At 58.3% G+C, this 25,896-nt stretch carries 18 protein-coding genes and 1 pseudogene; 9 read left to right on the top strand and 10 right to left on the bottom strand.

Annotated elements, in window-relative coordinates; translation table 11 throughout:
• Positions 1-70: 70 nt before the first annotated feature.
• The 5 genes from BLIJ_RS08820 to BLIJ_RS08800 all read right to left on the bottom strand — a co-directional run bounded on the left by BLIJ_RS08820 (position 71) and on the right by BLIJ_RS08800 (position 6,891).
• Entirely contained in the window at positions 71-1,936 is a 1,866-nt protein-coding gene (locus BLIJ_RS08820) for an FAD-dependent oxidoreductase (protein WP_014485009.1), read from the bottom strand.
• 56 nt (positions 1,937-1,992) lie between these two features.
• Positions 1,993-3,693 (bottom strand): DNA-processing protein DprA, encoded by a 1,701-nt coding sequence (locus BLIJ_RS08815; protein WP_012578000.1) that lies wholly within the window; start codon positions 3,691-3,693, stop codon positions 1,993-1,995.
• Entirely contained in the window at positions 3,690-5,225 is a 1,536-nt protein-coding gene (locus BLIJ_RS08810; RefSeq protein WP_012577999.1) for a YifB family Mg chelatase-like AAA ATPase, read from the bottom strand. Before BLIJ_RS08810 ends, BLIJ_RS08815 begins: the two co-directional genes overlap by 4 nt.
• A 54-nt stretch (positions 5,226-5,279) precedes the next feature.
• Positions 5,280-5,783 carry a YraN family protein gene (locus BLIJ_RS08805; protein WP_012471916.1) on the bottom strand — a complete coding sequence of 168 codons (504 nt, stop codon included), beginning with the start codon at positions 5,781-5,783 and terminating at the stop codon, positions 5,280-5,282.
• Between the two features lie 235 nt (positions 5,784-6,018).
• Complete coding sequence (locus BLIJ_RS08800) at positions 6,019-6,891, bottom strand: pyridoxamine kinase (RefSeq protein ID WP_012577998.1); 873 nt, start codon at positions 6,889-6,891, stop codon at positions 6,019-6,021.
• A 475-nt stretch (positions 6,892-7,366) separates the two neighbouring features.
• On the opposite strand from BLIJ_RS08800, the gene BLIJ_RS08795 reads away from it, so the two are divergent.
• The 3 genes from BLIJ_RS08795 (at position 7,367) to BLIJ_RS08785 (ending at position 12,961) form a co-directional block, all read left to right on the top strand.
• Positions 7,367-8,683 carry an O-acetylhomoserine aminocarboxypropyltransferase/cysteine synthase family protein gene (locus BLIJ_RS08795; RefSeq protein ID WP_012577997.1) on the top strand — a complete coding sequence of 439 codons (1,317 nt, stop codon included), beginning with the start codon at positions 7,367-7,369 and terminating at the stop codon, positions 8,681-8,683.
• Between the two features lie 479 nt (positions 8,684-9,162).
• Positions 9,163-10,077 carry an ABC transporter ATP-binding protein gene (locus BLIJ_RS08790; protein WP_012577996.1) on the top strand — a complete coding sequence of 305 codons (915 nt, stop codon included), beginning with the start codon at positions 9,163-9,165 and terminating at the stop codon, positions 10,075-10,077.
• 28 nt (positions 10,078-10,105) lie between these two features.
• Positions 10,106-12,961 carry an ABC transporter permease gene (locus BLIJ_RS08785; RefSeq protein ID WP_012577995.1) on the top strand — a complete coding sequence of 952 codons (2,856 nt, stop codon included), beginning with the start codon at positions 10,106-10,108 and terminating at the stop codon, positions 12,959-12,961.
• A gap of 35 nt (positions 12,962-12,996) precedes the next feature.
• Here BLIJ_RS08785 and BLIJ_RS08780 read toward each other — a convergent pair whose 3' ends face one another.
• Positions 12,997-13,857, bottom strand: coding sequence for a response regulator transcription factor (locus BLIJ_RS08780; RefSeq protein WP_041982012.1), 861 nt, complete (start codon positions 13,855-13,857; stop codon positions 12,997-12,999).
• Between the two features lie 83 nt (positions 13,858-13,940).
• Positions 13,941-16,328: a sensor histidine kinase gene (locus BLIJ_RS08775; protein ID WP_014485007.1), complete on the bottom strand. Its 2,388-nt coding sequence runs from the start codon at positions 16,326-16,328 to the stop codon at positions 13,941-13,943.
• A gap of 99 nt (positions 16,329-16,427) precedes the next feature.
• Here BLIJ_RS08775 and BLIJ_RS08770 point away from each other — a divergent pair, with 99 nt between their 5' ends.
• The 3 genes from BLIJ_RS08770 (at position 16,428) to ychF (ending at position 20,023) form a co-directional block, all read left to right on the top strand.
• Positions 16,428-17,906 carry an alpha/beta fold hydrolase gene (locus BLIJ_RS08770; RefSeq protein WP_012577992.1) on the top strand — a complete coding sequence of 493 codons (1,479 nt, stop codon included), beginning with the start codon at positions 16,428-16,430 and terminating at the stop codon, positions 17,904-17,906.
• A 61-nt stretch (positions 17,907-17,967) separates the two neighbouring features.
• Entirely contained in the window at positions 17,968-18,789 is an 822-nt protein-coding gene (gene proC, locus BLIJ_RS08765; protein ID WP_012577991.1) for a pyrroline-5-carboxylate reductase, read from the top strand.
• Between the two features lie 133 nt (positions 18,790-18,922).
• Positions 18,923-20,023 carry a redox-regulated ATPase YchF gene (ychF, locus tag BLIJ_RS08760; protein ID WP_014485005.1) on the top strand — a complete coding sequence of 367 codons (1,101 nt, stop codon included), beginning with the start codon at positions 18,923-18,925 and terminating at the stop codon, positions 20,021-20,023.
• A 180-nt stretch (positions 20,024-20,203) separates the two neighbouring features.
• Here the strand turns inward: ychF and BLIJ_RS08755 are convergent, their stop codons facing one another.
• Together BLIJ_RS08755 and BLIJ_RS13755 are read right to left on the bottom strand one after the other, a co-directional pair.
• Entirely contained in the window at positions 20,204-21,064 is an 861-nt protein-coding gene (locus BLIJ_RS08755; RefSeq protein WP_003833466.1) for an AraC family transcriptional regulator, read from the bottom strand.
• Between the two features lie 42 nt (positions 21,065-21,106).
• Positions 21,107-21,349, bottom strand: coding sequence for a TfoX/Sxy family DNA transformation protein (locus BLIJ_RS13755; protein ID WP_012577989.1), 243 nt, complete (start codon positions 21,347-21,349; stop codon positions 21,107-21,109).
• Positions 21,350-21,424: 75 nt separating this feature from the next.
• On the opposite strand from BLIJ_RS13755, the gene BLIJ_RS08750 reads away from it, so the two are divergent.
• From BLIJ_RS08750 to BLIJ_RS08740, 3 genes are read left to right on the top strand one after another with little or no spacing between them, the layout of a single operon-like run.
• Entirely contained in the window at positions 21,425-21,712 is a 288-nt protein-coding gene (locus BLIJ_RS08750) for a hypothetical protein (protein ID WP_231837825.1), read from the top strand.
• 24 nt (positions 21,713-21,736) lie between these two features.
• Complete coding sequence (locus BLIJ_RS08745; protein ID WP_012577988.1) at positions 21,737-23,119, top strand: MATE family efflux transporter; 1,383 nt, start codon at positions 21,737-21,739, stop codon at positions 23,117-23,119.
• A gap of 4 nt (positions 23,120-23,123) precedes the next feature.
• Entirely contained in the window at positions 23,124-25,367 is a 2,244-nt protein-coding gene (locus BLIJ_RS08740) for an ATP-binding cassette domain-containing protein (RefSeq protein WP_012577987.1), read from the top strand.
• A gap of 95 nt (positions 25,368-25,462) precedes the next feature.
• Here the strand turns inward: BLIJ_RS08740 and BLIJ_RS08735 are convergent.
• Positions 25,463-25,761 (bottom strand): annotated as a pseudogene (locus tag BLIJ_RS08735) (IS256 family transposase); the annotation flags it as partial.
• Positions 25,762-25,896 lie beyond the last annotated feature (135 nt).

Below are 25,896 nucleotides of genomic sequence, written 5' to 3'. Positions count from 1 at the left end.
TGTCAAGTCCAATAATCAGCCAACCTATTGTGCCACAAGCCCTAGGCGGCTTGGTATTACCACCAGCGGATCAGTACTCGCGCTTCTTGGGTGGATAGTCGGTGATGTGCACCGGCTTGAAACTTGCCGGACCATCATCGGCGACCATCGAGTGAGCAAGGAAATGCTCATCGTCGCGTTCGGGGAAATCAAGGCGTTGCATGGATCCGCGGGATTCCTGACGGGATTCGGAAGCGTGCAGCATGGCCTCGGCCAGTTCGATTAGATGACGGACTTCCCAGATGGCGGTGACCTCCTGATTGAAAGCGGCGGTCTTGTCATGGGCCCGCAAGGTATCGGCAACCGGTGTGATGTCGTTGTTGATCTGAGTCAACGCCGTATCGATGGTCTGAGCGGTGCAACGTACGGCCAGAGCCTGCTCCATCACTGATCCGAGTTGGGCTATGAGCTGATAAGGATTGGCGGTGGGCCCGCCATCGTCTGAATCGTCCATCGGTCCGGCGAGCAGTTCGTCAAGCTCTGCCTTGCGGGAATCGGCAGCCTGATCGGCGGCATCGGTCAGCATGTCATCGGCCGAATCTTCGGCCATAGGGGAGTCAACCGGGTTCTCGACGATGCGTGCGGCCATCGTCTGACCAGCACGTGTACCGAACAGGCAGGCGTCGAGCAGAGAATTGCCGCCCAGACGATTCGCACCATGTACGGAGACACAAGAGCATTCGCCAGCGGAGAACAGTCCATCGACTACCTGCACGGCACCGTCGGCCCAACGGTACACCTCGCCATTGGTGGTGATGGGGATGCCGCCCATCGTGTAATGCGCAGTGGGCTTGATAGGCACCAGGTCCTTGGCCGGATCGAGGTTCGCGTACTGCTCGATGGTTTCGACCACCTGCGGTAGCACTTCCTTCATACGTTCGGGGTCGATGCCGGTCATGTCCAGCCAGACGCAGTCCTTCGGACCATCCGGGTCCTTCGGGTCGGCGACGCCGCGGCCGGCGTCGATCTCCGCCATGATGGAGCGGGAGACCACGTCTCGCGCGGCCAGATCCCTATGCTCTGGGGCGTAGCGTTCCATAAACGGCTCACCGTCGGCGTTCCTCAGGATGCCGCCTTCGGCGCGGGCCGCCTCGGACAGCAGGATGCCGGTGTGCGCGAGTCCGGTGGGGTGGAATTGCACAAATTCGATGTCCTCCAGCTGCAGGCCGGCGGCCAAGGCCAATGCCATGCCGTCGCCGGTCAGGTCCCAGGAATTCGATGTGGTATGGAACAGTCGGCCCGCGCCACCGGTGGCAAGCAGCACGTTGCGCGCGTGGATGGCCTGAATCTTGCCCGAATGCGTGTCAAATGCCACGATGCCGGCCGCCTGCTTGCCGTCGTCGGCGAGCACCAGATCGGTCACATACCATTCCTCGGCGAACTCGACGCCTGCCGCCACGCACTGCTGCCACAAGGCGTGCAGAATCTGGTGGCCGATGCGGTCGGCCGCATAGGCGGCGCGCTTGACCGGGGCACCGCCGAACTCGCGCGTGTGGCCGCCGAACCGGCGCTGGGCGATATGCCCGTCATCGGTACGGGAGAAGGCCACGCCCTGACGCTCCAGGTTGATCACGGTCTGCGGCGCGTATTCGGCGAGCAGTTTGGCCGCGTCCTGGTCGACGAGCCAGTCGCCGCCCTTGATGGTGTCGTAGTAATGCCAGTGCCAGTCATCGGACTCCACATTGCCCAGGCTCGCGGCGATGCCGCCCTCGGCCGAACCGGTGTGCGAACGCAGCGGCTGCAGTTTGGAGACCACGAGGATCTTCGGGTCCACGCCTTGTTCCTTGAGCTCGGTGATTTTGGGGGAGCGCAGCAGTCCCAACGCCGCCGACAGGCCGGCCGCTCCGGCGCCGACGATCACCGCATCATACATATCTTCCAAACGTTTCGGACTCATGGGTTCGATTCTCGCACACCCGCCGAACAGTCTTCGAGCCGTGTCATGGAAGCCGATTAGCCGACACGGCTGCTCAGCTTGAGTATGCCGGCATCCCGCTCGATCACTCCCTTCAGCTCCAATGCGCCGAGTAGCTCAAGTATGGTGCCGATATTGGGAATCTCGTCGGGTACCGTCTCTCGCGCCACACGCAATAGTGCGTCCGGAGTGACGATGAGATGTCGTTTACGGCATTCACGAATCAATGCCACTAATGTGCGCTCCATTTCCGGCAGCTTGGCGATAATGATACGTTGTTGGGCTTCCTTCTCGGGATCGGGCTTCGGCTTGACACGAAGATCCGGCATCTGATGCGACGAGGGCAGCTCTTCACCCTTGCTCTTGTTGGCACCGGTCCCGGCGGTTGCGCTCGCCGGCCCATCCTTGGATTGAACGAGTGTAGGCTGAGTATGCTTGGTCTTAAGACGTTTCGAATGGCCTGGATCTTGTGACGACTCCTGTGACGCCGATGATTCCGAGGATGCTGGCGATAACGGAGTCGTTGCCGGCACTTCCATGGCCTCCTCGTTTTCGGACGAGTCCTGACCTGTGGATTTCGATATGCCTGGGCATGCTCCCATAACGGGTTTGTGCCGTTCATGGCATATATCCTCGGTGGATGTGGCGGCACACAGAATCATCGCTCGGTGGTCGCCGATCATCTTATTGCACCCGGCGTTGCAAGGCTGATTGATGTCACCGGGAACCGCATACACTTCGCGCAGCAATTCACATGCCCATCCCGCGGTGTTGAGCGCTCCGGAACGCAACCGGGCTTGCGTCACAATCAATGTGGAAGACATGGCCGCGATAATGCGGTTGCGGAGTAGAAAACGACGGGCTTCGGGAATCGTCCCTGGACACAGTTCACTGATCAGTGCACCACCCTGTGCCTCGATACGTTCGAACAGCGTGCGGTTACGCATCGGTCCGATATGGTTGAGCCCGCCGGCGAATACGGCAACGGTTCTGCCCACATTGGCGGGCATTCTGCCGTGCAGCGCATTCAACGCTCCCCAATGTGCCGCCGCATCCGTTCCCATCGCGCCTCCGGACACGACCAGATGCCCGGCAACGGCTGCCTGTTCGGCTACGGTGTGCGCCACATACCGGCCATATTCGGTCACGTCCCGTGAACCGACGATGCCGACCGGTTTGGCGCAACTGGTCAATGCGCGTGGATCGCCTTTGATCCACAAACACAGCGGTGGCGCCCAATCGGAGCGAATGGACAGGTCGGCCAACTGCGAGGGCCAACATGGATGGCCAGGGCCGATAATCCATTGCGTGCCATCCATAGTGAACCAGTCAGCCAGTTGGATGATGTCTTGCGAGGGCAGGTCCATCATGCGGTTATGCCAGCCGGCCAGTGCATTGCGGAAGGAGCGCATCGCGTTCGCCGACGCCTTGCGGCCCCATCGAGTGAGGCCGTCCACGAACATGCGGTCAATACGTGACAGCGCCGGGCCGCAGATTTCAGATGGCTGGCTTGGATGGGATTGCGCCAACGCGTGCCAGAGGGATTCGGCGCTTTCCGCGCCTTTGAGCGTGGCGTACATCATCACATCCGCCCCATCAAGACAGAACGTGAGCGCGGCGCGGTATAACGTATCCGTGGGAGGCATGGGAATGGTGCGCGAAACAGCGAGGCCCGTATCGGTGTGATCCACACTGCCTGCGGTGCCGCCAGATTGTCGGATATCAGTAGCGTTACTCATGTCATCCTCGTTCTCATTTCGATGCCCTGATGGACGTCCTGCTCGGTGGGGGATACGCGGCCGGCCAGATCGGCGAGCGTCCAAGACAGACGCATGGCGCGATCGGCCCCGCGCAATGTGAGTTGATGATTGGACAGGGCCCGATTGACCAATTCCATCGCTTTCAGCGACGTATTGGCGTGCAGCCATTTGCCCGAAGCTTGCGCGTTGCACACCCATCCATACTGTCTGAACCGGTCTTTGGCCACTTGACGGGCGCGAATCACACGAGCTTGTATTCCGGCACTGGACTCGCCGATTGGCTCGCTTTGCACGGCAATGCGCGAGACCGGTGGCACCGCCATCTGAATATCCACACGATCCAATATCGGTCCGGACAATCGCGAGAAATAACGTATACGGTCTTTTTCCCGGCAAGCGCAACGTTCGCCGGTGCCGTAATAGTATCCGCACGGGCAGGGGTTGGCCGCCATGATGAGTTGGAATGAGGCCGGGTAATAGGTGCTGCCTTTTGAACGGGAAAGCGCCACATACCCGGATTCCAATGGTTCGCGCAACGTCTGCAGGGCGCGTGCGCTGAATTCCGGTGCCTCGTCCAGGAACAGAATGCCTCGATGCGCGCGCGTGATCGCGCCGGGAACGGCGATGCCGCTGCCACCACCCACCAAGGCCGCCGTGCTGGCGGTGTGGTGCGGTGCCTCGAACGGCGGCATGTCGGTGATGCCGTACTGAGGCAGTATGCCGCACAGCGACCGAATCGATGCCACCTCCAGTTGTTCCGCCTCGTTCAACGGGCACATGATGCCGGGCATACGTGAGGCCAGCATGGTTTTGCCGCTGCCTGGCGGGCCGGTCATGATGAGATTATGTCCGCCTGCCGCCGCCACTTGCAGCGCCCATTTGGCATGTTCCTGCCCCAGAACCTCGTTCATATCGCCACAATCGTTGGGATGGCTTGTGGGCGATTGATCCATGGTGGTCTCGTCGGCAACCGGTGTATCAGTAATCGTATAGGTGGCATCGCCGCCCATCAGTTCGATGAGCTCACCCACATGCCTCACGCCCACTACATCCAGTCCATCCACCATCGAAGCCTCGTCAAGATTGCGATGGGGAACAATCATTTTGCGCACGCCACGTTCCTCGGCATGCAGCATGATCGGGAGCAGCCCATGAATCGGCAGCACCGAGCCGTCAAGATTCACTTCGCCGAGCACAATGGTATCTTCCAAGCAATCATGCCCTATGGAACCCGCCGCGCATAGGACGCTGGCCGCGATGGCCAGATCATGCGACGAACCACGTTTGGGCATGGCCGCAGGGCTCATGTTCACGGTCACGCGGGTTTGCGGCCAACCGAATCCAGTGGCTTGACACGCCGATTTCACGCGCTCGCGGGCTTCGGACAACGATGCATCCGGCAATCCGATGATGCTGAAGTATGGCAAGCCAGGGCTGATGAAAGCCTGCACTTGGACGATGAAGGCCTTAAGGCCGATCAGTCCGACTGAGAGAGTGCTGCCGATAGCCATGTCTACTCCTTTCGCAATGTGTTTCGCAACGTGGCTGTTTTTTTGGGGACGAATTCAGAAGGCGTTTTCGATGTGATGCACGAGCGGTCTGCCCACCCGAAGCACGATGGTGACGACATCGAAACGGACTGCCGTATGCGGCACACGATTACGCCGGTCAAGCAGCCAATCGCAGGCGGCTTTCCTGAGATTGTGCTGTTTCGCCGGCGTGATGGCCTCTTGCGGATATCCGTAATGCATGGACCGGCGTGATTTCACTTCGACGAACACCACCGTGTACTCGGGATTGAGCATCACGATGTCCAATTCGCCGTAACGGGTATGCCAATTGCGGCTCAAGGTCGTCCAACCGTGTTCCTCCAGCCACGCGGCGGCATACTGCTCGCCGAGCGCCCCGAACTGTTTGGGCGTCAGATTGCGGTCGCCCATCGTGGCCGCAATCCGTTCCGAAGGCAGCGTTGCCTGCGGATCAGGTGAAGCCAGCATGGGCTGGTGAAAGGCAAGACCGGCGTCGATGCCGGACTTCGTCGTCGGCTGGGTAGGTGGTAGAGCGTTCATGATTCCACTGTGCGGGTTACTTATGTAAGAGCACAAGCGCAACCGGCAAATGTGGATACTATGACGCGGTTTGGCGTGTTGTGGATAACGTGTGGATGAAAACCCGGTTATCCACCATTAGTTCAGAAGGTTTACCAAGGCTCCCCAGCCGACTTACCTGTGATGACAAACAACCCGCCGAGTTGTTCGCTGAATACGTCAGACCCAGTGAGCGGAGAGGGGAGCCAAGGTGCGGTCACTTCACCAAATCGGTGAGTTCGCCAAGGTTCAGTTCGAAGCTGACGCCACGATCCTCGAAATGCGGCTGGTCACGGGTGCTGACCATGGCGTGTCGCACGAACTCGCCGGCGATTTCGGCCGACTTGGCCAAGCCGCGGCCGGCCATCACCGCGCCGCACAGGGCAGATGCGAAGGCGTCACCCGTGCCATGAATCATGTATGGCAGCTTTTCATGAGCCAGCTCGATCTTGCCGGCAACACCGGTGGAAGCGCTGGCCACATAGTTGACGATTTTGCCATCGCCATGGTCGATGCCCTTCAACACCACGTTCTTGGCACCCAACTTCAGCAGAGCACCAAGCAGCTCGTTAACCGTGGCCTCATCAATATTCTGGCCAGGATAGTCACGCTTGGTGAGAATACTCGCTTCGGTGAGGTTCGGCATCAACACGTCGGCACCATCGGCCAGAGCGCCCATTGCCTCGCACAGCTCCGGTGTATACGTGGGGTACATTTCGCCGGCGTCTCCCATCACCGGGTCAACCAGACGCAGCGCGTTCGGATATTCACGGTAGAGACGCTGAATGATCGCCACCTGATCGGGGGAGCCGAGGAAGCCTGAATACACGCCATCCAGTTCCACGTCTTCCTTCTGCCAGGCATCCAAGTAACCGGAGAGAATATCCGTGGTGTCGTGGAACGTGAACACTGCATAGCGCGTGTGCGCCGAGAACAGGGCGGTCGGCACCGGGCACACATCGCAGCCTGCGGCCGAGAGAATCGGAATCGCGGCGGTCAGTGAGCACTTGCCGTAGCCGCACATGTCGTGCACGGCGGCCACGCGCGGAATATAGCTCGGATCACGGTCATACAGTGTTACATCGGTCATGTCTGTTCGAACCCCTTCACCATGTTGGCGGAATAATTCATTGGCGATGTTTGACTGTAGTCGTTCGTCATGTAAACCATGTAACCGGGCGGCGGAAAAATGAAACAGACGTCATCGCCGAGCGGGCAAACCGTCTTGGTGACGGGTGGAACAAGCAATCATCACGGACACTTGAGCCATGCGCGAAAGGCATGGTAGCGATATCACCGTGACCGCAGTCGAACGTGAAAGCGCATGCGCGCGGCCCGGCGTGTCGCGATAATTTCAACGACTTTTCCGTGACTCTTGACAGTTTCTCACGTCAATGATTCCAAGGCTTTATAAGCCCCTATAGGCAAGCCCGATAACGTTCGGCTTGCGTCGCGCGGCCCAAGCGTCGTAACTTCATAACCAACACCTCGCCAACCACCCGAACACGGCAGGCGGGCGGCAAGGAAAAATCCTCGCGACCTAGCATAACCAAGGAGAAATACCCATGGTCGAGAACAACAAGAAGTACCGTTTTGAAACCCTGCAGCTGCATGTGGGCCAGGAGCAGGCCGACCCGGCCACCGATTCCCGCGCAGTGCCGATCTACGCCACCACCTCCTACGTCTTCCACAACTTCGATCATGCCGAGGCCCGATTCGGCCTTGCCGACCCGGGCAACATCTACGGCCGTCTGACCAACACCACCCAGGGTGTCTTTGAGGACCGCATCGCCGCCCTTGAAGGTGGTACCGCAGGCCTTGCCGTCGCCTCCGGTGCAGCCGCCGTGGAATACGCGGTGCGCAACATCACCCAGTCCGGTGATCACATCGTCGCCGCCAAGAACATCTACGGCGGCACCTTCAACCTGCTGCGCCACACCCTGCCGCGCGACGGCATCACCACCACCTTCGTCTCCGCCGAGAACCCGCAGGAGTTCGAGGATGCCATTCAGGAGAACACCAAGCTCGTCTACTTCGAGACCTTCGGCAACCCGAACGCTGATCTGCCGGATTTCGAGGCAATCTCCGAAATCGCCCACAAGCACAACCTGCCGGTGATCGTGGACAACACCTTCGCCACCCCGTACCTGTTCCGCCCGCTGGAGCACGGCGCCGACGTGGTGGTTGAATCCGCCACCAAGTTCATCGGCGGCCACGGCACCACTTTGGGTGGTGTGATTGTTGAAGGCGGCAACTTCGACTGGAATGCGGTTCCGGGCAAGTTCCCGACCCTGACCGAGCCGGACCCCTCCTACCATGGCCTGAACTTCTACGAGGCTCTCGGCGGCACCGCCTTCGTGACCCGTATCCGCGCCATCCTGCTGCGCGATACCGGTGCCACCCTGTCCCCGTTCGCCGCCTTCCTGCTGCTGCAGGGCACCGAAACCCTGTCCCTGCGTGTTGAGCGCCACGTCCAGAACGCGCTGAAGGTCGTCGAGTACCTGCAGACCGTGCCGGAAGTCGAGTCCGTTTCCCACCCGTCCATCCCGGGCCGTCCGGATCACGACCTGTACGAGAAGTACTTCCCGAACGGAGCAGGCTCCATCTTCACCTTCGATATCAAGGGCGGAAAGGATGCGGCTCGCGTCTTCATCGACAATCTGCACCTGTTCTCTCTGCTTGCCAATGTGGCCGACGCAAAGTCCCTCGTCATCCACCCGGCTTCCACCACGCACTCCCAGGAGACCTTGGAAGAGCTCGAGGACCAGGGCATTCACCAGGGCACCATCCGCCTGTCCATCGGCACCGAGAACATCGAGGACATCCTCGATGACCTGAAGGGCGGCTTCGAAGCCCTTCGCGCTTCCGGCTTGGCCAAGTGAGGTCGACAGAAAGGTTGACAGCCCGATGAGAAGGGGCGCGATGCTAATGGGGTGCATCGCGAATCATCGAGCCGCATGGGGTGCCTTCCGCCTGATCGCTTGACCCAAGGAGTAGGAAGCTCGCACTGACGTCATGCAGTGCGGGCTTTCTTGCGTCTGTATGCCTCACACAAAAATGACCGTCGCCAAAAAAATGTGTGAGGCAAACGCACATCATCACCCAATCACACATGTTGACAATCCGCGATATTTCGCCGATTGTCGGATGTCGTTGTTCGTTTTATATTCGGTTGGCCTCACACTGTTTGCGCAGAGGCATGAATAGTGTGAGACCTGAGACGACATAATCCTCAAGGATGAGGGCCGGCGCGTGGCCGACCGCCCAATTCAGTCTGGCGCACGATGGGGCGCGCCGTTATTTCTTCATAAGTTGGAATCGTCATCCGGGCATAAGGCCCGGCCAAATATGGAGAGACATTATGAACGTGCAGAACCCGGCCGCATCGCGCGGCATCGCTATTCAGGCCGTCGACTTGGTCAAGAACTACGGCACCGGCAGCAATATGGTCCATGCCCTGCGCGGCGTGAACGTGAGTTTCGAACGCGGCAAATTCACCGCCATCATGGGCCCTTCCGGCTCCGGCAAATCCACGCTTATGCACACGCTCGCCGGCCTCGACTCCGCCACATCCGGGCATATTCTTTTCGGCGGGGCAGACCTGACCCGCATGGACGACAAGCAGCTCACCTTGCTACGTCGCCACAAGATCGGCTTCATCTTCCAAAGCTTCAACCTGTTGCCCATGTTCACCGCCGAACAGAACATCCTCATGCCACTGACTCTCGCCGGAGACAAGCCCGACCACGCCTGGTTCGACCTGCTCGTCGATACCCTGGGACTGAAGCAGCGCCTGAACCACCGACCGAATGAACTGTCCGGTGGCCAGCAGCAGCGCGTGGCCATCGCCCGCGCGCTGATTACCAAGCCGAAGCTGGTGTTCGCTGACGAGCCGACCGGCAACCTCGACTCCGTTTCCAGCGCCGAAGTGCTCAGCTTCCTGAAGCGTTCGGTCAACGAGCTTGGCCAAACCATCGTCATGGTCACACACGATGCGGTGGCCGCCTCCTACGCCGACCGTGCCATCGTATTCGCCGACGGACAGATCGTGGCCGACGAAGCGAATCCCACTGCCGAAACGATGAACGAGCTGCTTATGTCCGAACGCGAACGTGCCGCGCGCACTGCCGTCACCAGCACACGCGCCGACACGCTCGCCCGTCTTGCCGGCGTAAAGGATGTGCCCAACCTGCCTATCACCGACGCTCCATTGCCCCCAGCTGGGAGAACCGGCACCATGCGCCATGCCCGCGCCGTCGTACAGCACGCTCGCTGAGCCGGAAAGCGAGAGACAGGACACCCCCATGTTTTCCATCACTCTGAAACTTATGAAGAAAAGCGCCAGGATGCTAATTCCGGCAGGCATCGCCATCCTGATCGGCGCTGCGTTCATCGCCGCTACCTTCCTATTCGGCAACGCGATGAACGATGCGCTTGCCGCCCAGAACACCGCCCAGCTCGGCGGCGCGAACTACGTGATCAGCCCGGATAGCGGCAAGGACCTGACCGATAAGGACCAGGACTACATCTACACGCGCACGGTTAACGACTTCCAGCTTGACCGCATCCGCGCCACCAAAGGCGTCAAGGACGCACGTGCCGGCTACGCGGGTCCTGTGACCGTAACCCGTGGCAACAAGCATGCCAACAGCTACGTCATCACCACCGCCACAAAACGCACGCTGCTGCCGGTCACCATCACGCAAGGAGACCAGCCGGCGGACAGCAACGAGATCGCCCTGACCAAGTCCGTGGCCGACCAGCTCGGCGTCAAGGTAGGGGACCGTGTGACCGTCAACTCGCAGGCGGCGCAGTATGCGGGCAAGACCGGCGATTCGGCCGGTAATACCGGTGACGCTGGTGATGAGTCGGCCCAGAACGCCGATGGCGCGAGCTCGCACGACGGTGATTCCGATGCCGCGTCCGGCGCGTCCGCCCCATCCGACGGCACCGACACGGCCGCCGACTCCGGCATGACCGTGCGCGTGGTCGGCCTGACCGACGATCCGAACGGTGCCTACCCCTACTACGGCGGCGCCTCCGTGCTCTCCGACAACGTGATCGCCGCGATGGGAGGCGGCGACGATTTCAACGAACTGCCCGCCAGCATGATCTACCTCGACATCGATGGTGCGGGCGATGCGGCCGCGACGGCCGCGGTCGCACAGATCAACGCCCTGCTCCCCAAGCATTTCAGCGTCCAGTCCCGAGCCTCATACGCCGAACGATCCATCGCGAGCATGAGCGCGGGCGAAACCAGCATCACCACCATATTCCTGTTGAGTTTCGGCATACTCGCCATGCTGGTGGCCTCGCTGGTCATCGCCAACACCTTCCGCGTCCTCGTGGCGCAACGCCGCCGCACGCTCGCGCTGCTGCGTACCATCGGCGCGAACAAGAAACAGTTGTATGCCGGTGTGCTGTTCGAAGCCGGCGTGCTGGGACTGATCGCCTCCGTGCTGGGCGTGGGCCTCGGCATCGCCCTTATGGAAGCGCTGTGCCGGTCCGGCATCATGCAGGCCACCGACATGAACATGCGACTGGTGCTGTCCCGCCCGGCGTTCACCGTACCGGTGGCATTCGGCATCATTATGACGGTGATTGCCTCGCTAGGCTCCGCGCGTTCCGCTACCGCCGTCACCCCGCTGGAAGCGTTGCGACCCATCGAACTGACCGACACGCGACGGGCCGGTGTGGTCCGCGCCGTGATTTCCATGCTGCTGATTGCGGCCGGCGTGGCACTGTGCGCATTCTCTGTATGGCAGATGTCCGAGAAAATCGCCGGACGTGATTCAATGGCCGACAAGCAGTATCCGCTGGTGCTGCTCGCCGCCATCATCGGATGTGCATTGATCTTCCTTGGACTGGTGCTTTCCGCCACGTTCTGGCTGCCGGTGCTCATGCGCGGCGTGGGCGCGCTGGTTGCACTGGCCGGTCCGTCCGCCAAAGTGGCACATGCGAACATTCAGAAGAACCCGCGCCGCGTGGCCGCCACCGGTGCCGCACTGCTTATCGGCGTGACGCTGGTCTCCACCATCGCCACCGGTGCCGCCAGTGCCAAGCAAACCATGAACGAGGCGCTGACCACGCGCTACAGCGTCGACATGATTGCCGCTGGCACCGATATGACTGGCAAACAGGCCAGCGAGGCAGCCAAAGTCAAGGGCGTTCAGAGCAGTATCTACGCGCCGACCCGCATGATGACCATGAAGGATGCCGACGGCAAGAGTCTGAGTGTGCTGGTCGTGGGCGTGGATGGCGTCGACGCGCTGCGCAAGGTGGTGCGCTCCGATTTGTCCGGTGTGACCATTGATGGCGATTCCGTACTGATGCCCAAGTATTCCGCCGCTACAGGCAAGGATATTCCGCTGGACAAGAGCGTTACGTTCACGGCTGGAGCGGCCGAAGCACAAGCCGATGCCACCAATGGTCCGTCCGGTAATGATGCGAACGGCAGCGCCGAAAACGGCAATGGACAATCCGGCGGCACACAGACGCTGACGCTCAAACCGCGGAAGGTGGACTATCGCCGCATTGCCTCCAACTACGCCGCGGTCGCCTTCGTGGCCGCCAGCCACTTCACCAACGGTGGAATCAAGGCCGACGGGCATATCATGCTTATGCGTATTGACGCCGAAGGCGCGGGTGTTGCGCTGAACGACGTATTCACCAACGTGCAGAATGTGTTCTCCGCTAGTGCTGGTGTTACCGTGACCGGTCCGGTGGCCGAACGTACGCAATGGGAGACCATGATCAACGGCATGATGGCATTGTTGGTCGGTTTGATTGCGGTGGCTGTGCTCATCGCCTTGGTCGGCGTAGCGAACACGCTGAGTCTGTCGGTGATCGAACGCACACGCGAATCCGCCACCTTGCGTGCCATCGGCATGACGCGCGGCCAACTGCGGCGCTCGCTGGCGGTGGAAGCGTTGCTGCTTTCGCTCGTCTCCGGCGTGGTGGGAGTGGTATTGGGTACCCTGTTCGGCTGGCTCGGATCCTACATGGTGTTTAGTTTGTATGGCGACACCGTGTTCCCGTTCGAATGGGCCACCAACGGTGTGGTGCTCGGCGTCGCCGCGCTCGCCGCTCTCCTCGCCAGCGTGGCACCCGCCCGCCGAGCCGTCAAAACGCCACCAGTTGAAGCCTTGGCCGAAGCGTAGAGCAATAAGCTCCCTCATCAGAGGGAGCTTTTTTGTTACACCAGCCCGTTATCGTACGCGAAGACTACAGCCTGTACGCGGTCACGGGCGTTGATTTTGGCGAGGATATGCGCCACGTGGGTTTTGACGGTGGGAAGAGAGATAAAGAGCTTGTCCGCGATCTCCTGATTGCTCAGACCATGGGCGATCTCCACCAGCACCTCGCGTTCACGGTCGGTAAGCAGATCCAGTTCGGGATCGGTGTATGCTGGGCGTGACGTATTGGAACCGTCGGAAGCGGCTCCGGCAGGGGAGGGGATGCCGGTCATCGAGCCGGCACCGTTGCCGGCCGCACCGCCAGAGACGCCGACGGCGGAACTGTACACGGCACCGGAGCGCGCGACATCGCCGGTCAGCGAACCATGCTGCGCGTAACCGTCCTGCATCATCTTTTCGATGAGTCGCTTGGTGGCGGAAGGCGCGATAATCGCATTGCCTTGGAATACAGTACGAATCGAATTGAGCAACGTTTCCGGTTCGGTGTCCTTGAGCAGGAAGCCCGAGGCACCGGCATTGATGGCCGCCATCACATACTCGTCCAAATCGAACGTCGTCAGAATGATTACGCGCGTCGGCCGGTCGTCAGCCGATTCGGCCGAGACGGTCGCGTCGCCCGGCGCGGCGGAGAGCGAGGTAATACGGCTCGTGGCCTCAATGCCGTCCATGCCGGGCATGCGCACATCCATCAGCACCACGTCGGGATGCAAGGATTCCGCCAACGCCACGGCTTGGGCGCCGTCGGACGCCTGCCCGACCACCTCCATATCCGGCTGCGAACCAATGACCATGGCAAAACCGGCACGCACCAGCTCCTGGTCGTCCGCAATAATCACGCGAATGCTTCTGCTCTCGTTCATGCTCTCCACTGTATCCGTTTCCTATCGGAGCGCCGCTCCATAAACACCCTGATTGTTCCCTGAGTTCTTATTGGGCAAGGCTCTCATCGGGGTAACGTTCCCGCGTGTTGCATCTGACTATCCAACGAAGCCGCCGGTCGCAACTGCATATCCGGCTGCACACCCTCATGGGTCTCGTCGCTGAACCCGGTTTCACGCAACACTTTCAACAGCTGACGCATACGAGCCAATGCGGCACGCCCCCGAGCGCCAATCGCGGCAAAAGCCTCTGCAATCTGCATACTATCAGGCGCAGGTTCGGCGTTGAGCATCACCAGTCCCTCATCAGCCTGCGCGATCACCGATTCCAGCGTGGTCAGTACTTCGGTTTGCATCGCCGCACTAATACGGTTGCGCTCTAAGTTGGCCGCCAGCACCTTTTGCCGCTCCTGCTCGGCTCGCAGCGCCTCCTCGCGTTGCAACAGCACCAGAGCGTTTGCGCCACGCGAACGGCTCCATCGAGCCATCGCAATGCAGGCAAAACCGACCAACATGATTCCCACGCCCGGCAGCAAGCCGGACAAAACCAGCCTCCATTTTGAGAGCATGGAACTACCATCGGGCAAAAACAGATGGAACAGCTGACTGTATCCATTCCACCCAGCCATCACCTTGATGCCCGCAAGCCACGAATCGGCTGCCAGCGCCACGCTCACCCAGCGCCAAGCGGACTCTCGTCCATACAATACCGCCGAATACACGGATACCATCGCATACATATTGATGGTCAAGATCGATGGCAAGAACAACAGTTGCACAGCAGACAGCACCGCCATCGCCAGCGCGCTGCCCTCTGGGAAGCGGCGGCGGAACGCCAAAGGTGAAAGCATAATAATCGTCAGCGTTATAGTCGGCACGCGGTTCGGCGAATACGGGGCATTGCCGATCATTTGCAAATCGCCATACGTGGCGGAATCAAATAGCGCAATCAGCACGATAGTGGCGATAACGTCCATCAGAAGATAGTGCCGCTCGGTCCACTGCGCAAATCGACCCACCCAGTTCGACTCACGCGTATCTCCTTGGTCGAGTACTTTGGGGCGCGCCCGATCCATCAATCCTCGTATACGCGAGATAACGGTTAGCACCGGATCCTCCGTATCGGTGCCAGACTGTGGGGCGGCAGGGGAGAGCGGAATCGTAGCCGCCACAATAAAGCCACCATTCGGCCCTGGGCCGGCCTGCACGCTGCCACCCAACGACTCAATGCGTTCATGCATACCAACCAATCCGTATCCGGGCTTATGACCGTCTGCTGCAGACGCCGCGCCACGGCCGTTATCGGATATGGTAATCGACAGCACATCGTTTGACCAGATTTCATCGATGGTGGCTTTAGCGCCCTCGCCCGCATGTTTGCGCGTATTGGTCAGCGCTTCCTGCACAAGACGGAACACGGCGGTTTCCGCGTCGGCGGACAGCCGGTCAGGTTGCGCTTTGCCGGTCATATGCCGGGACACCACCAGATGACCATCAAACAGCGAATCGATGTCGGCATATCCGGCACTGCCACTCGCACCGAACACATTGAACAGACGCTGCATATCATGCTGCGCGCGTTCGGCCTCATGCCGAATCGTACCCATCGTGTGCTTGGCGATGGCCAGATCATGCGCACCCGCATACCGGCCGCCATCCGACTGCACAATAATCGTGGAGAGCGTATGTGCCACCACGTCATGCATATCACGGGCGATGCGTGCGCGTTCGGCCAACGCCGCGATGCGCGTCTCCTCGGCCTCTTTCGCCACAATGGAGGCGTTGCGCTCGCGCATGGCCGCCAGCGTGGCGTTGCGCGCTCGCTGCCACAAGGCCATGATGATGACGCTCAGCACGCTCGATTCGATGAACGCCGCCTCCATGCCGAAGTCAGCGAGCATCTTGGCCCCGCAGTTGACGGCGCCGTTTGCCCCCACGACGCCGGTGACCGCCGGGCATGCGGGCATCGTGATGGCATCGGCCAGCCAGCCGTCGCGGATGACGCGCGAACCGGAGGAAGGTCCGGCGAACAGCGGACCCACGTTGAAAGACACCGACCAGACCGTCGCCGCGACCAGTCCCATGACGAACGCCGTGACGATGAACCGCCAGGAATGTCGGGGATTGCCGTACAGAATCACCGAATACACCATGATCAGGGCGTAGAAATCGAAATACGTGATCGCCGGGCCGAACACAAGATGCGTGATGGTCAGCGCCACGAACAGCCAGGCCGCCGGCTCCGGGCGATACCTGCGCAGCATCAGCGGCACGAAGACCGGCAGCGACCACAGCGTCATCGACGCCTGAGTTGCGGGAAACAATATGCCGGCATCAGGGTTGGTGGAGGCGTTGAACGGCACGCAACCGGCGATCAGCGCCGCGGCGAGCAACGTGTCCCATAGCAGTGTGCGGGTCGACTCCCGTGCGCACCATGCCCTCACGCGCGCCATCATCTCCATAACGCACAAGGCTAGCGTGTCCGGAGACGAACCGGTATCACTCTTCAGGAGGATTTGTGGACTAGAGTTTGTGGACTAGAGTCTTGAACCATGACAATGCTGAGCAAATACCACGTGCCCGGACTGGCCATAGAGGACCATTCCATCGATGTTCCGCTCGACTGGACCGGCCACGAGCCCGGACGGGCATTCGACGGGGAAACCATCAAACTGTTCTATCGCGTGGTCACCGCGCCCGAACACGTGCATGACGACCTGCCCCTGCTGATCTTCCTGCAAGGCGGTCCCGGCGGTGCCGGCCCGCGCCTCAACAGCCCGACCTCCGACGGATGGATCGAGGAGGCCATCAGGCACTTCCGGGTGATCCTGCCCGACCAGCGCGGCACCGGCCGCTCCTCGCGCGTGGACACGCACGCCATGGCCCGCATCGCCGCCGCGCACGACGATGATGCCGTGGCAGGCGCCCGAGCCCAGGCCGACTACCTGAAGAAGTTCCTTGCCGATTCCATCGTGCGTGACTTCGAACATCTGCGCCTGACCGAATTCGGTGGCCGCAAGTGGGTGACGATGGGCCAAAGCTACGGCGGCTTCCTGACCCTGACCACACTGTCCCTGTTCCCGGCCGGCGTAATCGCCAGCTTCACCACCGGCGGCATCCCGCACGTGCCGGCCGACGCCGCTGAAGTGTACGAGCATACCTTCCCGCGCATGGTGCGCAAGACGACTCAGTTCTACGAGCGCTACCCACAGGACAAGGAGCGCGTGGCCGCCATCGCCGACAAGCTGCCGACTACTGCGGAAGTCGCCGAATTCGTTGGCAAACTCACCGATTCCGTACTGAATCCGATGGCTGGTACCGATGTGGAGCATCGACTTGGCGTGATCGCCGGCATGGCCGCCCACGGCTTCCCGCTGCTGCCGAACGGCGACCCACTCACCGTCGAACGGTTCCAGTGCCTTGGCGGTGACTTCGGCATGAAACCCAGCTTCGAGCGCGTCCACTGGATTCTCGACGACGCCTTCCTCGACGGCGACGGCACCGTGCGTGACGGATCGCCGCTGTCCGACGAATTCCTGTCCAAGGTGATGGCCGCCACGTCGTCGCGCCCGCTGTATTGGCCGTTGCAGGAATTCATCTACGCCAACGGCGAGCTTGACGAGCCCATTCGCTGGGCCGCCCAGCGCGTGCGCGATGGCAAGCCCGAATTCGATGCCGTTGCGCGTCCGCTCAACTTCACCGGCGAGGCCATGTTCCCGTGGATGTTCGAACAGGAGTCTGCGTTACGCCCGTTCAGGCCGGCCATGGACCTGCTCATGGAAGACACGCACTTCGGCGTGATCTATGACGAAGAACAGCTGGCCCGCAATGAGGTGCCGTTGCAGGCCGCCGTCTATTTCGACGATATGTACGTCGATTCCGGCCTGCAGCTCGACACCTTGAGCCGCGTGGGTAACAGCCACTACTGGACCACCAACGAATTCGAGCATGATGGTCTGCACGGCCCGCTCGTCTTCAAGCATCTCTATGACGAAGCCCTCAACCGGGGCGATCTTGAAGCATTGTTCTGACTCAAGGAAGCAAGCTCCCTCTGATGAGGGAGCTCTGTATACATGCACGAAAGGAAAACGTATGACTCAGAACCTCACCATCGGTTTTATCGGATATGGCAACATGGCCCAGGCCATCGCCCAAGGCGTCGTCGACGCGGGCGTGGTCACCGGCGGCCAGATGGTCGCCTGTGCCGCCCACTACGACAAGCTTGAGAAGACCACCGCCGAACTTGGCGTGCGCCCGTTGCGCAATGCGCTGGAAGTGGTGACGGCCGCCGACGTGGTCATCATCGCCATCAAGCCCTACCAGATCGCCGCCGTCGTCAAGCCGCTGGCCGACGAACTTGCCAGGCCGGGCAAGATCGTCGTCTCCATCGCCGCCGGCTGGAATCTCAAGAAGTACCAGGACCTGTTCGCCACCGAAGACGGCGAATCCGTCGACTCCCCGGACATCCATATCCAGTGCACCATTCCGAACACTCCGATGGCCGTGGGCAAGGGCGTGCTCGTCACCGAATCCGTCAACACCCTGACCGACGACGAAACCGAAACCTTCGAGCAGCTATTCGGCCCCATCAGCCTCATCGAGCGCGTGGACACCGCGCATATGAACATCGCCATGGTGGTGGCTGGCTGTGCGCCCGCCTTCACTGACATGTACATCGAGGCCTTGGGCGACGCCGGCGTGCAGTACGGTCTGCAGCGAGCCACCGCCTACCGGCTCGCCGCCAAGATGGTCGAAGGTGTCGGCGCGCTCTACATGGCCACTGAAACCCATCCCGGTGCCATGAAGGACGCCGTCTGCTCGCCCGGTGGTACCACCATCAAGGGCGTCGCCCAGCTTGAAAAGGACGGGTTCCGCGGCTCGGTCATCGACGCCGTAGACGCCATCGTCGGCTGACTGCCAATCAGAGTTCGCGTATATTCGCATATCACAGTCAAAGCCTTCGAACCGTATGCTCGGAGGCCTTTGCATATGGCCGGTTCACCACATGCAGGTTCAAGGTGTCCAGCTTCTCCCTAGACTTGGAATCATGTCTCTTACTATCGGAATCGTCGGACTGCCCAACGTCGGCAAGTCCACCATGTTCAACGCACTGACCCGCAACAACGTGCTGGCTGAAAACTACCCGTTCGCCACCATCGAACCGAACACTGGCATCGTACCGTTGCCGGACAAGCGCCTGCCGGTACTGGCCAAGCTGGTCCACACCGAAAAGGTCGTGCCCGCCACGGTGACCTTCGTAGACATCGCCGGCATCGTCAAGGGCGCCTCCGAGGGCGAAGGCCTGGGCAACAAGTTCCTGGCCAACATCCGCGAGGCGGACGCGATTTGCGAGGTCGTGCGCGCCTTCGAGGACGACGACATCGTCCACGTCAACGGCAAGGTGGATCCGGCCGACGACATCGACACCATCAACACCGAGCTGATCCTCGCCGACCTGCAGACCATCGAAAACGCGCTGCCCAAGCTGGAGAAGGATCTGCGCGGCAAGAAGATCGAGCCGGCCTACATGGACGCTGTCAAGCAGGCAAAGACCATCCTTGAAGCCGGCGAGACGCTCGACAAGGCCGCACGCGAAGGCCGCTTCGACAAGGATTCCGTCTACGACCTGCATCTGATGACCGCCAAGCCGTTCATCTACGTGTTCAACGTGGACGACAACGAGCTGGCCAACAAGAACCTGCAGGCAAAGCTCGCCGCATCCGTGGCCCCGGCTCCGGCCGTGTTCCTCAACGCTCAGTTCGAGGCAGACCTGACCGAGCTCGACGAGGCGGACGCCCGCGAAATGCTGGCCGACGCTGGCTTGAGTGAGTCCGGTCTTGACCAGTTGGCCCGCGTCGGCTTCGACATCCTCGGCTTGCAGACCTTCCTGACCGCAGGCGTCAAGGAAGTGCGCGCTTGGCAGATCCACAAGGGCTGGACCGCCCCGCAGGCCGCCGGCGTGATTCACACCGACTTCGAAAAGGGCTTCATCAAGGCTGACATCGTCTCCTACGACGATTTCGTGGCCGCCGACGGCTCCATGGCCAAGATCAAGGAGGAAGGCAAGCTCCGTCAGGAAGGCCGCGACTACGTCATGGCCGACGGAGATATTGTGGAGTTCAAGTTCTCCCCAACGTCTAAGAAGTGACCGTTTGGTAGTGCTGAAAATCTGGGAATTCTAGGGTGTGTTTACATTATCTAGGTTTTGTGTGATATCTGGCGTACACATACGATAATTATCACACAAAACCTAGATAGTGTAAACACACCCTAAATACCCGGTGATATGTAAAACACCGTCAGCGCCCGTGCGCAAAATGGTGTCCTGTCATTTGATAGGAATAAAAATTTTAACTTCATTATCTGGATCATCAAAGGATAGAATTTCATGCTCATAAACTTCAAAATCTTCCCTGTCATCCAGTTCTTCCCTAGTGGTCTGCAACCATGTTCCGAAGATATACTGATATGTTTTATATAAGTTTCCAAGTGTGCCCCGGTGGGTGAAAACAGCGTATCTTCCTGCACGCAGCGTCTTTTTTGCCAGTTCCAGCGGCAGGCAATCAAAATCCTTCACCGGACCGCCGATCATGACGGAATATAACGCGTCGCCGTCTTTTGTATAAGCCGTCTTCTGCGTTTCACAGATGCCATATCCCGCAGATGTGGTGAAAAAATCTTTGTTAAGACCATGGAACTGTTCCCACAGTCCGGGCAGCTGATTGTCGGACAGGGAAGTAGTCCCCCGAAGCCCAGCTACTTCTGTCTCACCTAGCAGGATGATCTTGGGAGCGTGTGAAATATGATTGGCAATATGGCACACATCTTCCGGCGCCAGTTCTTTTTTTGCTTTTATCACCAAATCAAGTCCGGCTTTCCGGTAAGCTACAGGACTGTATCCAAAAACAGCTTTAAAGGCCCTGCTGAACGCCTCTGACGATTCATAACCACAGTCAAGTGCAATATCAATGACCTTCTGGTCGGAATGAATCAGTTTTTCGGACGCATTGTAAAGCCTCCGACGGTTGATATAGTGTCCCACGGATTCACCTAAAACAGAAGAAAACAGGCGGGTCATGTAGTAGTAGGAGTAGCCGGTTTCTCTTGATACTTCATTCAGACCGATATATTCATTTAGATGTGCTTCGATATAGGTAATGGCCCTTTCTAAAGGGGGATATCGTTTCAAACAGGCACCTCCATCCGTTTTTACTATTACTTTTTATATCTGTTATAAAATTCTCTTAATGCTTCTTTTCTTTCGTTTGGCAACAAAGTTTTTTTTTATGCCTAAGATTGCACCCTCTAATGCGTAGAGTTTATTGATACACGCTGTTTTATCAATTTGCTGTATTTTCAACCATGCTTGTTCTGCTCCTATGGATTTCAAATCGTCTTCATCTAAAATACCAACTTGTTTTAATTGATTAGCTACAGCGTTTCCTATGTTAGGTAATTCCGATAAATTCTTCATATTGCCTCCCAGATGTTCACAGTTTTCCTATCCACATTATATCAGTTCTATTTAAACCAAGCAATGCCCCCAGGAATGGAAGAGTTTCGGATATCTGAAGCCACCTGGTGCATGGTAACAGCAGATCCATGCTGCCATGTGACTTCCGATAATATGTTCCGGTATCTGCATTTAGAAGTTCTGCCATCATCAGGCCTTTTTTATGCAGAGCTGCCGGATATCGAGGTATACCCTATAGAAGGCGGGGGCATGGAGACGCCGATTCAGGAGGCATGGTTTGCCGTCAGGCCTTCGGATGAAAAAACCGCAAAAAGTATCATGAATGATTTGCGCTCCTTTGATACGCTAATCCAGCGTAAATGATGAAAAACCAAAGGAGAAAAAGAGATGGACAAGACTATTAAAACAGTGAGGGGAAACCCTCTTGCAGCCGAACCTCTCGGCAGGCTGCTCATAAAATTTGCAATCCCATCTGTCTTATCCATGCTGGTGGATGCACTTTACAACATCGTAGACCAGATATTCATTGGGCGTGGGGTGGGATATCTTGGCATTGCTGCAACCACGGTTACTTTTCCTTTCGTCACGATTCTTTTATCCATCGCCACCCTGCTGGGGATTGGCGGCAGTGTCTATACGTCCATGAACTTAGGGGCAGGAAAAGAAGCAGAAGCCGAAAAAACCCTTGGAACGGTATTCACTCTGTCTGTTGCCATAGGTATTCTGTTCACCGTTATATGCCTTACTTTCCTGAAACCGCTGGCACTAGCTTTTGGGGCTACAAAGGGGGCGCAGGGCTCACTGTCCTATGTGCTGGATTATGCCCCCATCATTTTACTTGGGGCACCCTTTAGTATGGCAGCTATTGCCCTGTCCAGTATGGCCAGAGCGTGTGGCAGCCCCATCCTGGCTATGGGATGCTTCCTGGTCGGAGCGGTAATCAACCTGGTTTTGGATCCAATCTATATATTTGTTTTTAACTGGGGAGTGAAAGGTGCAGCAATCGCTACCGTAACCTCGCAGATCATGTCCGCGGTCATACTGTTGGTTTACTTTTTAAAGAAAGGGCATATCCGGCTAAGAAAAAAAAATATCTGCCCTACATTACCCATCTGCGGTCAGATATTTGCGTTTGGGCTTCCATCCTGCATGATTCAGGTGGCGGCAGCAATTCTGCAGATTGAACTGAACAAAGCGGTGGTGAGCTGTGAAATGGCAGGCGTTGGCAGCGAAGCGGCACTTAGCAGTCTTGGGATTGTGCTTCGGATCAGTTCTGTAGTGGTTTCTATCTGTGTGGGGATTGCACTTGGGATGCAGCCCATCATCGGATTTAACAAAGGCGCTGGTTTCGAACACCGGGTCAAAGAAACCTATAAAAAGGCGGTTGGCGCAGCTACGGTGGTTTCTGTGATTGGCTGGCTTATCTGTGAGTTATTCCCGGCGGAGATTCTGCAGATTTTTGGGATGAATGAGCCAGCATCTATGGCATTTGGTATCAAGTGTATGCGCATTTTTCCGTCCGGACTGGCGTTTACTGGATTTCAGGTGGTGTCAGCCCAGTATTATCTGGCAGCCGGACAGGCAGTGAAAGCGATGCTGCTTTCCATCCTCCGGCCACTTCTGCTGATGGTACCGCTCATCCATATTTTCTCGGGTATCTGGGGAATGGACGGGATTCTGTACGCAGGTCCCACCGCAGACATCCTTACGGCTCTGATTGCAGCAGGTTTGGTTGGATATGACAGCAGGAAAAAGAGAAAAGGAGTGTGATCATATGGCAGACATTATGGTGCATGGGCTTACCCAGAATAACTTGAAACACGTCACATTCAGAATCCCGAAGGAAAAAATCACAGTATTTACCGGGGTGTCCGGGTCCGGGAAATCCAGTATTGTCTTTGACACGATTGCAGCGGAATCCCAGCGGCAGATGAACTTAACCTACCCGGCATTTGTGCGGTCCAGGCTTCCCAAATACCCCAGACCGGCAGTGGAGCGCATTGACAATCTGACACCGTCCGTTGTGGTGGACCAGTCCTCCTTAGGGGGAAATGCACGCTCCACAGTAGGGACCATCAGCGGACTGTATGCCAGCCTGCGGCTGTTGTTTTCCAGGATTGGGCAGCCCTTTGTGGGAACTGCGTCTTATTTCTCTTTTAATGACCCCAACGGGATGTGCAAGACCTGTTCCGGTCTCGGGAAAGTTACAAAAGTGGATATGGAAGCAGTCCTGGACCGGAATAAATCCTGGAACCAGGGCTGTGTGAAGGATTCCCTGTACCGTCCAGGATCCTGGTATTGGAAGCAGTATGCTGAGTCAGGGCTGTTCGACCTTGATAAACCCATCCGGGATTACACAAAAGAGGAATACAACCTTCTTGTCTATGGTGCCCGTGATGGTAGGGGAGAGCCGGAGAACCCGAAAGTAACTGGACTGTACCATAAGTATACGAAGGCCCTCTTAAACCGGGATATCAGCAGCAAAAGCAGACACACCAAAGAGAAGTCAAAAAAGCTGATTACGGAAATAGAATGTAGCGACTGTCATGGAAGAAGGCTGAATGAGGCGGCTTTGAACTGTAGAATAAACGGGTATTCTATTGCAGACATGTGCGAGATGGAGCTGACTCTCCTGCGGGAAGTCCTGACACAGATCACGGACCAGACAGTGGGTCTGCTGGTTCATACCATCCTGGAGGGATTGGACCGGATGATCGAGATTGGACTCCCTTATCTGCATCTGAACCGGGAAACACCCTCCTTGTCCGGCGGGGAGGCCCAGAGGCTGAAGCTGGTCCGGTATATGGGAAGCAGCCTGACCGGGATGACCTACATCTTTGACGAACCCAGTGCCGGGATGCATCCACGGGATGTCTACCGTATGAATCATCTTCTCAAGAAGCTTCGGGATAAAGGAAATACAGTCCTTGTGGTGGAACACGATAAAGACGTAATCTCCATTGCAGACCATGTCATTGACGTGGGGCCTGCGGCAGGACAAAACGGCGGTGAAGTCGTGTTTGAGGGAAGCTATCCGGAACTACTTAGGGCAGATACCCTGACGGGAAAATCCATGCAAAAGTTGTTCCCCATAAAACATACGCCACGTAAAGCCACGGGCAGCCTGCCGGTAAGGGATGCCTGCCTTCATAACCTAAAGCATGTGGATGTGGACATCCCTCTGGGAGTCATGACGGTGGTGACTGGTGTGGCTGGTTCGGGAAAGAGTACCCTCATTTCCCAGGTATTTGCGAGAGCATATGAGAATGAAGTGGTGATGGTGGACCAGGGGCCGATTACAGCTACCAGCCGCTCTACACCAGCTTCCTACCTGGGCTTCTTTGATGAGATACGAAAACTTCTGGCACGGGAGAACAATCAGCCGGAAAGCCTGTTCAGTTTTAATTCCGCCGGAGCCTGCCCAATCTGCGGCGGCAAAGGTGTTCTCGTTACGGAACTTGCCTTTATGGACCCGATTGTTACAGAATGCGAGGCATGCGGCGGTGTGCGGTATAACAGGGAGGCCCTTGCCTGTACCTACAAGGGGAGGAATATTGTCCAATTGCTGGGGCTTACCGCTTCCCAGGCACTGGAATTATTTGAGGATACCAGGATCAGGAAACGCCTGAGCGTAATGCAGCAGGTGGGATTATCCTATCTGCCGCTGGGGCAGCCCCTTAGCACCCTGTCCGGGGGAGAGCGGCAGCGGATTAAGCTGGCAAAGAACCTGGGGAAGAGCAGTAGCATCATTGTCATGGATGAGCCGACCACAGGCCTTCACAGGTCCGATGTAGATAATTTGTTGAATCTGTTTGATGGGATTGTATCCAGCGGAAATACGCTGGTAGTGATTGAGCATAACCTGGACGTGATGAAGCAGGCGGACTGGATTATTGACATCGGCCCCGATGGAGGGAAGAACGGGGGAGAAGTGGTATTTACAGGGACACCGGAGGAGATGCTTCAAAATGCAAAGACACTGACAGCGGACTGTCTGCGTGCATCCAGTATTTCATAGGCGAATTCCTGTTCTCCCTGCTCCTGATTAGAAAATTAAGGGTTATAGGCCAAAATGTGTGTCCGGCGCTCGAGTCGTTCGTCGGTCATCGCGTTGGCCGCGAGCCCCTCGTCGAGGAACGCGAACGGCTGGCCCTCCCGGATGCGCCTGGGATCATGCGCCGCGCCTTGACGAGCCTTTGGTGCATGCCGTTCACGCTGCCGTCGGCGTATTCGCTCTTCTCGTCGAGGAACGAGGCAAAGTCCTGCTCCCACCGGCTGTAGGAGACGAGCCACGCCGTGGCGGAGTCCCGGTCCTTGACGCGTGCCAGGGCGGCGGCAATCGCGCGCAGCCGTCTGCCGGCCTCCAGGCGGGGCCGCCTGCCGGTCAGTTCGAGGATGTTGGCCTGCACGTGGTGTGTACTGCTTCAATATTTGTTGGGCGGGTTCGGCAGTGTTTTTCCGCAGTGTGGGCTGATGGTTTTCCCGGTGTCGTCATCGTTTCCCGGTGATGTGAGAGGCATCGGTGCCGCCGCCTGTATATTCACGAG

This window comes from Bifidobacterium longum subsp. infantis ATCC 15697 = JCM 1222 = DSM 20088, assembly GCF_000269965.1.
GTDB lineage: Bacteria > Actinomycetota > Actinomycetes > Actinomycetales > Bifidobacteriaceae > Bifidobacterium > Bifidobacterium infantis.
This window is presented reverse-complemented; position numbering and strand designations above follow the sequence as displayed.